This is a genomic window from Natrinema soli (genome assembly GCF_028618695.1).
The window spans coordinates 1-7007 of record NZ_JAQIVI010000456.1 but is presented as its reverse complement, the minus strand read 5'-3'; the positions used below and the strand labels follow the sequence as shown (position 1 = coordinate 7007).

The 7007-nt window shown below is 64.2% G+C and carries 8 protein-coding genes; 5 read left to right on the top strand and 3 right to left on the bottom strand.

From position 1 onward, the window contains the following. On the bottom strand, positions 1 to 172 hold a 172-nt coding region (locus tag PGX04_RS35075), incomplete at its 3' end, for a DUF7994 family protein (protein WP_465263842.1). A 100-nt stretch (positions 173 to 272) separates the two neighbouring features. Then, entirely contained in the window at positions 273 to 3236 is a 2964-nt protein-coding gene (gene uvrA, locus PGX04_RS23965; RefSeq protein WP_273740805.1) for an excinuclease ABC subunit UvrA, read from the bottom strand. Between the two features lie 351 nt (positions 3237 to 3587). Between uvrA and PGX04_RS23960 the strand changes: the two genes are divergently transcribed. From PGX04_RS23960 to PGX04_RS23950, 3 genes are all read left to right on the top strand, one after another. Beyond that, positions 3588 to 3974, top strand: a complete 387-nt coding sequence (locus PGX04_RS23960) for a DUF4260 domain-containing protein (RefSeq protein ID WP_273740804.1) — start codon at positions 3588 to 3590, stop codon at positions 3972 to 3974. 314 nt (positions 3975 to 4288) lie between these two features. Further along, positions 4289 to 4792 carry a hypothetical protein gene (locus PGX04_RS23955; protein WP_273740803.1) on the top strand — a complete coding sequence of 168 codons (504 nt, stop codon included), beginning with the start codon at positions 4289 to 4291 and terminating at the stop codon, positions 4790 to 4792. A gap of 116 nt (positions 4793 to 4908) precedes the next feature. After that, the gene (locus PGX04_RS23950; RefSeq protein WP_273740802.1) at positions 4909 to 5838 is read left to right on the top strand and encodes a ferritin family protein; all 930 of its coding nucleotides are present in this window, start codon (positions 4909 to 4911) and stop codon (positions 5836 to 5838) included. 245 nt (positions 5839 to 6083) lie between these two features. Here the strand turns inward: PGX04_RS23950 and PGX04_RS23940 are convergent, their stop codons facing one another. Next, a complete protein-coding gene (locus PGX04_RS23940; RefSeq protein ID WP_273740801.1) occupies positions 6084 to 6323 on the bottom strand; it encodes a hypothetical protein in 240 nt (79 codons plus the stop codon). A gap of 194 nt (positions 6324 to 6517) precedes the next feature. Here PGX04_RS23940 and PGX04_RS23935 point away from each other — a divergent pair, with 194 nt between their 5' ends. Together PGX04_RS23935 and PGX04_RS23930 are read left to right on the top strand one after the other, a co-directional pair. Continuing rightward, positions 6518 to 6667, top strand: coding sequence for a DUF7557 family protein (locus tag PGX04_RS23935; RefSeq protein ID WP_273740800.1), 150 nt, complete (start codon positions 6518 to 6520; stop codon positions 6665 to 6667). A gap of 122 nt (positions 6668 to 6789) precedes the next feature. After that, positions 6790 to 7007, top strand: a 218-nt coding sequence (locus tag PGX04_RS23930; protein ID WP_273740799.1) for a universal stress protein, incomplete at its 3' end; no start/stop codon positions are given.

Below are 7007 nucleotides of genomic sequence, written 5' to 3'. Positions count from 1 at the left end.
GGCGTCCGGCGACGACCATCGCACTCCCGACGACGCCGAGCCACGAGACGAGCAGGAGTATCGAGGGGGTCGTCGGCACGCCTAACACGGCGACGAAACTGGCGGCCAGGAGGAGCGTCGCGACGCCGCCGCCGGTGAGCCCGCGACGGATAATCGCCTTTCGCCTGTTCATGCGACGATAGTCGCCGGCTCCCGCCGTTAACGATTCGGATCGGGGGCGGTACCGGCCGACAGTTTTCGCCGTCGCCGCGAGACGCGATTCGGACTTCCGATCAGTCGTCGTCCATCGGCGCGCTCACGGGTTCGACGCGCTCGCCGCGCGGCCCGTCGAGGTCCACTTTCGGCAGCAGATCCCGCAGATAGCGACCGGTGTGGGAGTCCTCGAGGCGAGCCACGTCCTCCGGCGTGCCGGTCGCGACGATCTCGCCGCCGTTCTCGCCGCCCTCGGGGCCGAGATCGATGACGTGGTCCGCGTTCTTCACGAGGTCGAGTTCGTGCTCGATGACGGCGACGGTGTTGCCGTTGTCGGTCAGCCGGTGGAGCACGTCGATGAGTTTGCGCTCGTCAGCCGAGTGGAGGCCGGTCGTCGGCTCGTCCAGCAGGTACAGGGTTTCGCCCGAGTCCTTCTTCCCTAACTCTTCGGCCAGCTTGACCCGCTGGGCCTCGCCGCCGGACAGCGTGGTGGAGGGTTGACCGAGCGTCATGTAGCCGAGGCCGACGTCCTTCAGGAGCTTCAGCCGGCGACGGATCTGCGAGTTGGACTCGAAGAAGTCGGCGGCCTCCTCGACTTCCATCTCGAGGACGTCGGCGATGGTCTTGCCCTTGAAGGTGACGTCGAGCGTGGCGTCGTTGTAGCGTGCACCGTCGCACTCCTCGCAGGGGACGTAGACGTCGCTCAGGAAGTTCATCTCGATCTTCACCGTTCCTTGCCCGCCGCACTCCTCGCAGCGGCCGCCCTTGACGTTGAAGGAAAAGCGCCCCTTCTCGTAGCCCCGCTGTTTCGAGAGCGAGGTCGAGGCAAACAGCTCCCGGACGTAGTCGAAGACGCCGGTGTACGTCGCGGGATTGGAGCGGGGCGTGCGGCCGATCGGCGACTGGTCGATCAGGCGCACGGTTTCGATCTCCTCGAGCCCCTCGAGGGCGTCGTGCTCCCCGGGAATCACGCTCGTGTTGTCGTTCATCTGTCGAGCGAGCCCCTTGTAGAACACGTCGTGCATCAGGGTGGACTTCCCGGAGCCCGAAACGCCCGTAATGGCGGTAAAGCACCCCAGCGGGATGTCGACGTCGAGATCCTTGAGGTTGTGTTGGCGTGCACCGCGGATCGTCAGCGCGCCGTCGGGATCGCGGCGCTCGTCGGGCACCGGGATCTGCCGCTGGCCCGAGAGGTAGTCACCGGTGATCGAGCCCTCGGTCGCTTTGACCTCCTCGACGTCGCCGTTGGCGACGACCTCGCCGCCGCGCTTGCCGGGGCCGGGCCCCATGTCGATGACGGTGTCCGCCCGCCGCATCGTCTCCTCGTCGTGTTCGACCACGAGCAGGGTGTTGCCGAGGTCGCGCAGTTCTTCCAGGGTGTCCAGCAGTCGGTCGTTGTCCCGCTGGTGGAGCCCGATCGAGGGTTCGTCGAGGACGTAGAGGACCCCGACGAGTCCGGAGCCGATCTGGGTAGCCAGCCGGATGCGCTGGCTCTCACCGCCGGAGAGCGTCGAGGCCTCGCGATCGAGCGTGATGTAGTCGAGGCCGACCTCGCACATGAACCCGAGCCGCGCCCGGATCTCCTTGAGGATCTCCTCGGCGATCACCTTCTCGCGCTCGGTGAGGTCGGCTTCCATCGACTCGAAGTGCTCGCGGGCGTCGCCGATGCTCATCGCGTTGATCTCGGTGATCGAACTGTCGTCGACCAGCACGGCGCGGCTCGCGGGCTTCAGCCGGGTGCCGTCGCAGGCCGGACACGCCGTGGCCGACATGTAGTCCTCGATGTGCTCCCGCGTCGAGTCGGAGTCGGTCTCGAGGTAGCGCCGCTCGAGGTTGGGGATGACGCCCTCGAAGCGCTTTTTCTTCCGGCGGGTGCCGTTCTTGGTGCGCCGCTTGAACAGCACCTCGCCGTCCGTCCCGTAGAGGAACGCCTGCTGGATATCCGCCTCGAGGTCCTCGAAGGGCGTCGACAGCGAGACGCCGAAGTGCTCCGCGACGGCGTCCAGTCGAGTCTGGTAGTACGATCGGTTGTAACTCCAGGGTTCGAAGACGTGCTTGAGCGGTTTGGACTCGTCCTGCAGGACGAGGTCCTCGTCGATCTCCTTGGTCTCGCCCAGGCCCTCGCACTCGGGACAGGCGCCGTGGGGCGAGTTGAAGGAGAACGAACGGGTCTCGATCTCGGGAATGTCGATCCCGCAGTGCGTGCAGGCGAGATCTTTCGAGAACTCGACGACGAAGCGGTCGTTCTCCTCGGTTTCCTCGCCGAGTGCGCCGGTCCGGCGGGCCTCCTCGCCGAGATCGGCGGCGACTTCCTCGGACGCCTCCGGCAGGATCACTTTCAGGACGCCCTCGGCCTCGTCGAGCGCCGTCTCGACGCTGTCGATGATGCGCGGGCGGCCCTCGTCGCTGACCTTCACTCGGTCGACGATCACGTCGACGGTGTGATCGAAGTTCTCGTCGAGGTCGGGGTCGTCCGTCGTGAGGTCGTACTCCTCGCCGTCGATTTCGACGCGGGCGTACCCCTCCGAGACGAGTTCCTCGAAGAGGTCCTCGAAGGCTCCCTTCTGGTCGCGAACCACCGGCGCCGCGAGTTTGACCCTGGTTCCCTCGGGCAGCTCGAGGATGCGCTCGACCATATTCTGGGCCGACTGCTCGCCGACTTCGCGACCGCAGTCGGGACAGTGGGGCGTGCCGACGCGGGCGTAGAGCAGTCGCAGGTAGTCGTGGAGCTCCGTGACCGTCCCGACGGTCGAACGGGGGTTGTTCGCGGCGTTCTTCTGGTCGATCGAGATGGCCGGCGAGAGCCCCTCGACGGTCTCGACCTGGGGCTTGTCCATCTGGCCGAGGAAGTTCCGGGCGTACGCCGAGAGGCTCTCGATGTAGCGGCGCTGGCCTTCGGCGTAGACCGTCTCGAACGCGAGCGAGGACTTGCCCGATCCCGAGAGACCGGTGACGACGGTAAAGGCCTCTCGAGGGATCGAGACGTCGATATCCTTGAGGTTGTGCTCCTCCGCGCCGCGTACTTCGATGGTGTCCTTGCTCATCGTTCGATCGCAGAGAGAGACTGTCTGTCCTGTCGATACGGTTCCAGGTTCATTATACCTGAGTCAGTAGCCGGAAGGCCTTAACGAGTCTGAAAGCTCACTGCCATGCTACTGGTTAGCAATCGGTGTTCGACCGTCTCGGAATCATCATCAATCGCAATCAGCATGCGATCCGTGACGGGAACCGAGTCCCGCTTCTCTCCTGTTTTTATGAACACTGACCCACAGGGGACGTACGGACGATGTCGGCTTCGACGAACTCGTGGCCTCGGTAAGTCGTGCTGAATAGCGGGCGCATAGCCAGCAATTGACCTGCTATATTTTTCACGTCCCTGATAGAAGAGATCCTATATGGAGCCACGGACACTCTTACGTATCGAGGGACTGGCCGCGCTGGGAATCGCGTTGGGGAGCTATTTCACGCTTGACGGGCCGATTTGGATGCTGGTAGTTCTGGCGCTGTCCCCTGACTTGTCCATGATCGGGTATCTTGCAGGCCCGCGACTCGGAAGCCTGAGCTACAATATCGTGCACACGTACACACTACCGCTCGCGCTCGGTGCCTTCGGTTTCTGGGCAGATAGCCGACTCGCTCTTCTCATCGCACTAATTTGGGCAGGACATATCGGCGCTGATCGAGTATTCGGCTATGGTCTCAAGTTCGAGTCCGGGTTCACGGATACCCATCTCTCCACCCAGTCAGCCCCACTCGAGTCCCGCACAGAGGCTGACCGGTAACATCCGTACTCTGCCGAATACTCGCTCTGTATTCAGTGCGGCGTTTTGACAGTAATCAGGGAGCTTGAGTGGCGCTTCGATAACTGCTTGTCCGTTATTGACCGAATCGGTCCGTTCCAAGTACAAGCCCGCTGTCAAGCAACCGCTAGCGAAGAGCAACGTCGATACTCATCTCAGAATCGTCCACTCCGCGTCTCGACTCCCGTGACACTGGATTGGCTGTCCGCCCGATCCGTGAACGCCGTGACCCCATCTCGAGCCCGGGAATCAGTACCGGACCAAAGTGACTTCGGCCGGCAGCCCCAAGGGGGCCCATGACCGACGACGCCGGGGACGCACTCGCGGTCGACGAGTTCGTCGAGTACTGCCGGACCCAGGCCGGCCTGCTCTCGGGACGCGTCGAGACGATGGGCGAAGAGGCCGACGAGCTGCTCGACGAGATCGACCGCGAGATGGCCGAAATCCGATCGCGGCTCGAGGCCTTGCCGGACGAGGTACCCGCGACCGAAACGCCGTCGACCGCGGACGTCCCGGCCACGAGCGAGGTCGACGTCGCCGCGATCGAGGAGTTACAGGAGGAACTCGAGGAGAAGCAACTCCTCGTCGAGGCGAAACAGGCACGAATGCAGGCGTTTCAGGAGCTGGCCGCCGGCTACACCGAGCTGGCCGAAGCGCTCCCTTCGGAGGCGGCTGACGGGCAGGATGCCCTGACCCGTATCGTCGAGTTCGAGGCCGACGCCGACGCGCCGGCGTACTTCGACGAGCGGGAGACGATGGTCGAAGCAGCGGCTTCGTCGGCCGATTCGGAGACCGAATAGTCGGATCGATAGCGCGGACACGGAGTAGATCGACCGCCGGCTACTGCGCGTTCGTGACTGGTCGCACGTGATACCCATCCGAACGTTCATTTGTCATCGTATTGTGATGGCAACACATGGCGATCGACTACAGCGAGCGCGAGAAGTCCTACGAACTCTACCGAAAGGGCAAGCGGGAGGGGACGTGGGACCCCGACGACTACGACCTCGAGGGGGACCGGGCCGACTGGGACCAGTTCTCCGAGGCCGAACAACATCGATTCCTCGCGACGTGCTCGGGGTTTTACGACGGCGAAGAGGACGTCACGCGGACGCTCGCGCCGTACATGATGGCGCTGGACGCGCTGCCGAACGACGAGATGCCCTTCGACACCGTTCAGGAGGAGATGTTCCTGGCCCAGCAGGTCTACGAGGAAGCCAAACACACCGACCTCTTCAGCCGCTACTTCGAGGAGGTCTTCGGCACGCAGGAGACGGCACCGTACCGCGAGGGCGGCTATCAGGAGCAGGGGTACAGCACGGACGATCTCTACGACACTGCGGACGACCTGCTGGCGGCGATCAACGGCGGCGACCGAACCGAACTCGTCTACGCGCTCGGCGAGGCCTACCTGAACTACATGGGTATCATCGAGGCGCAACTCGCCCGCGGCGGCTACCTCAGTTTCGACCAGATGATCGAACTGAAAGCCGAGGAGATGGGCCGAGACGTCGTCCTCGAGTCGTTCCAGGCGGCTATCGGCAAGGTCCGTCAGGACGAGACCCGACACATCGAGAACGGCCGCTGGGTCATGAAACAACTGGCCGAGGCCGAACCCGATATCGTCGCGGACGTCTACGAGCCGCGCATCGAGGAGTACGTCGAAAATCGGTTGCTAGGGGGACCCCTCTACGACGAACAGCCGTTCGACGGCTACGACCAGCGCAAGATCGGCAAACAGGTCAGCCAGTACCTGCAGGACACGATCGACTATATCGGTGCCGACCGATTCGAGCAGTACGGCGACGTTCGAGCCGTCCTCGAGCAGCGGCAGGCCGCCGACTGAAAGCGGTCCGAGCGGCCGCTGCTTTCGCCGAAAGCTGCCTCCAGCGCCTCGAGCAGCGCGTCCACGTTGGCTCGGCTTGGCTCGGCTGTTAAACGCGTGGATGGACGCGCAAATCGCGTCCGGTTTCGGGAGGGGCCTGACGACGATTTCTCGATCGGCGAGTCGTTCGACGGCCGCCCCGCCGAGTACGCCTCGCCGAGTAGGCCCCGCCGTCCGGGTTCGGCCCGTCGCTCGAGTCGGACGACCTAGAGTTCACCGCGCAGGATGACCTCGTTGTCGACCCGCTGGAGCATGTCCTCGGTGACGACGTAGTCCTCGTCGTCCTCGCCCTCCCAGCCGACCGACGCGAGTACCTGTTCCGCAACGCTGGGGTCGGGATCGACAGCGGCTCTGCTCCCGTCGACGGTGGCGACGATCCCGAGTTCCTTGCCCTCGACGTCGACGACGGTTTTTCCGACATCGTCGTCAGTCAGTGATGCTGTCACATCCGGGACTACGGCGACCGCCCGGGTAAGTGAACGGCCGTCCCGTGCCGGTTCGATGATCGGTCTGCCGACCCGATCGGGTGCGCGAAATATCACTTGCGTATGTCGGCCAGAGAAAGCTGTCCGTGCGCCCCCGGCTAGTTGACGCCGGTCGTCGATACGCCGATCGACGCGACCCCACCGCACTACTACCCATGACACAAACGCTCGAGATCAGCGACGATCTGAAGGAGCGACTCGACAACCACTGCGAGGACGGCCAATCGAACGAGGAACTCATCGAGGAACTGGTGTCGATGTACGAGACCGAGGGGACCTTCCTGCAAGAGGGCTACTCGGAATGAGGCGACGACCGGGCGACGGCCGCGAGGTCCGCCCGTTCGTCGGCGCGAATAGCCGCCGAACGACCGCCCGCGACGTGTGATTGGGGATGACACTCAAGTAGGTCGTCTCCGTACGATACAGTATGCACCTGTTAGTCGCCCTCGAGGACTCGGAGCCGGGGTGGGCGGCGCTCGAGTTCGCATGTACGGAACACACCGACGACGAGATCACGGTCATCCACGCCGTCGACCCGACGGACAGCGGGTACGGTGAGGTCGCACACCTCGGACCGGAGGCGCTGCTCGAGCGCCAGCGCGAGGAGGCGGCGGAACTGCTCGCGGACGCCGACGCTCGCGCGGC

Bases quoted from the DNA above. Each gene is read 5' to 3' on its own strand.
- PGX04_RS23935 (WP_273740800.1), top strand. From the start codon at position 6,518: ATGACACAAACGCTCGAGATCAGCGACGATCTGAAGGAGCGACTCGAC.
- PGX04_RS23955 (WP_273740803.1), top strand. From the start codon at position 4,289: ATGACCGACGACGCCGGGGACGCACTCGCGGTCGACGAGTTCGTCGAG.
- PGX04_RS23950 (WP_273740802.1), top strand. From the start codon at position 4,909: ATGGCGATCGACTACAGCGAGCGCGAGAAGTCCTACGAACTCTACCGA.
- PGX04_RS23960 (WP_273740804.1), top strand. From the start codon at position 3,588: ATGGAGCCACGGACACTCTTACGTATCGAGGGACTGGCCGCGCTGGGA.
- uvrA (WP_273740805.1), bottom strand. From the start codon at position 3,236: ATGAGCAAGGACACCATCGAAGTACGCGGCGCGGAGGAGCACAACCTC.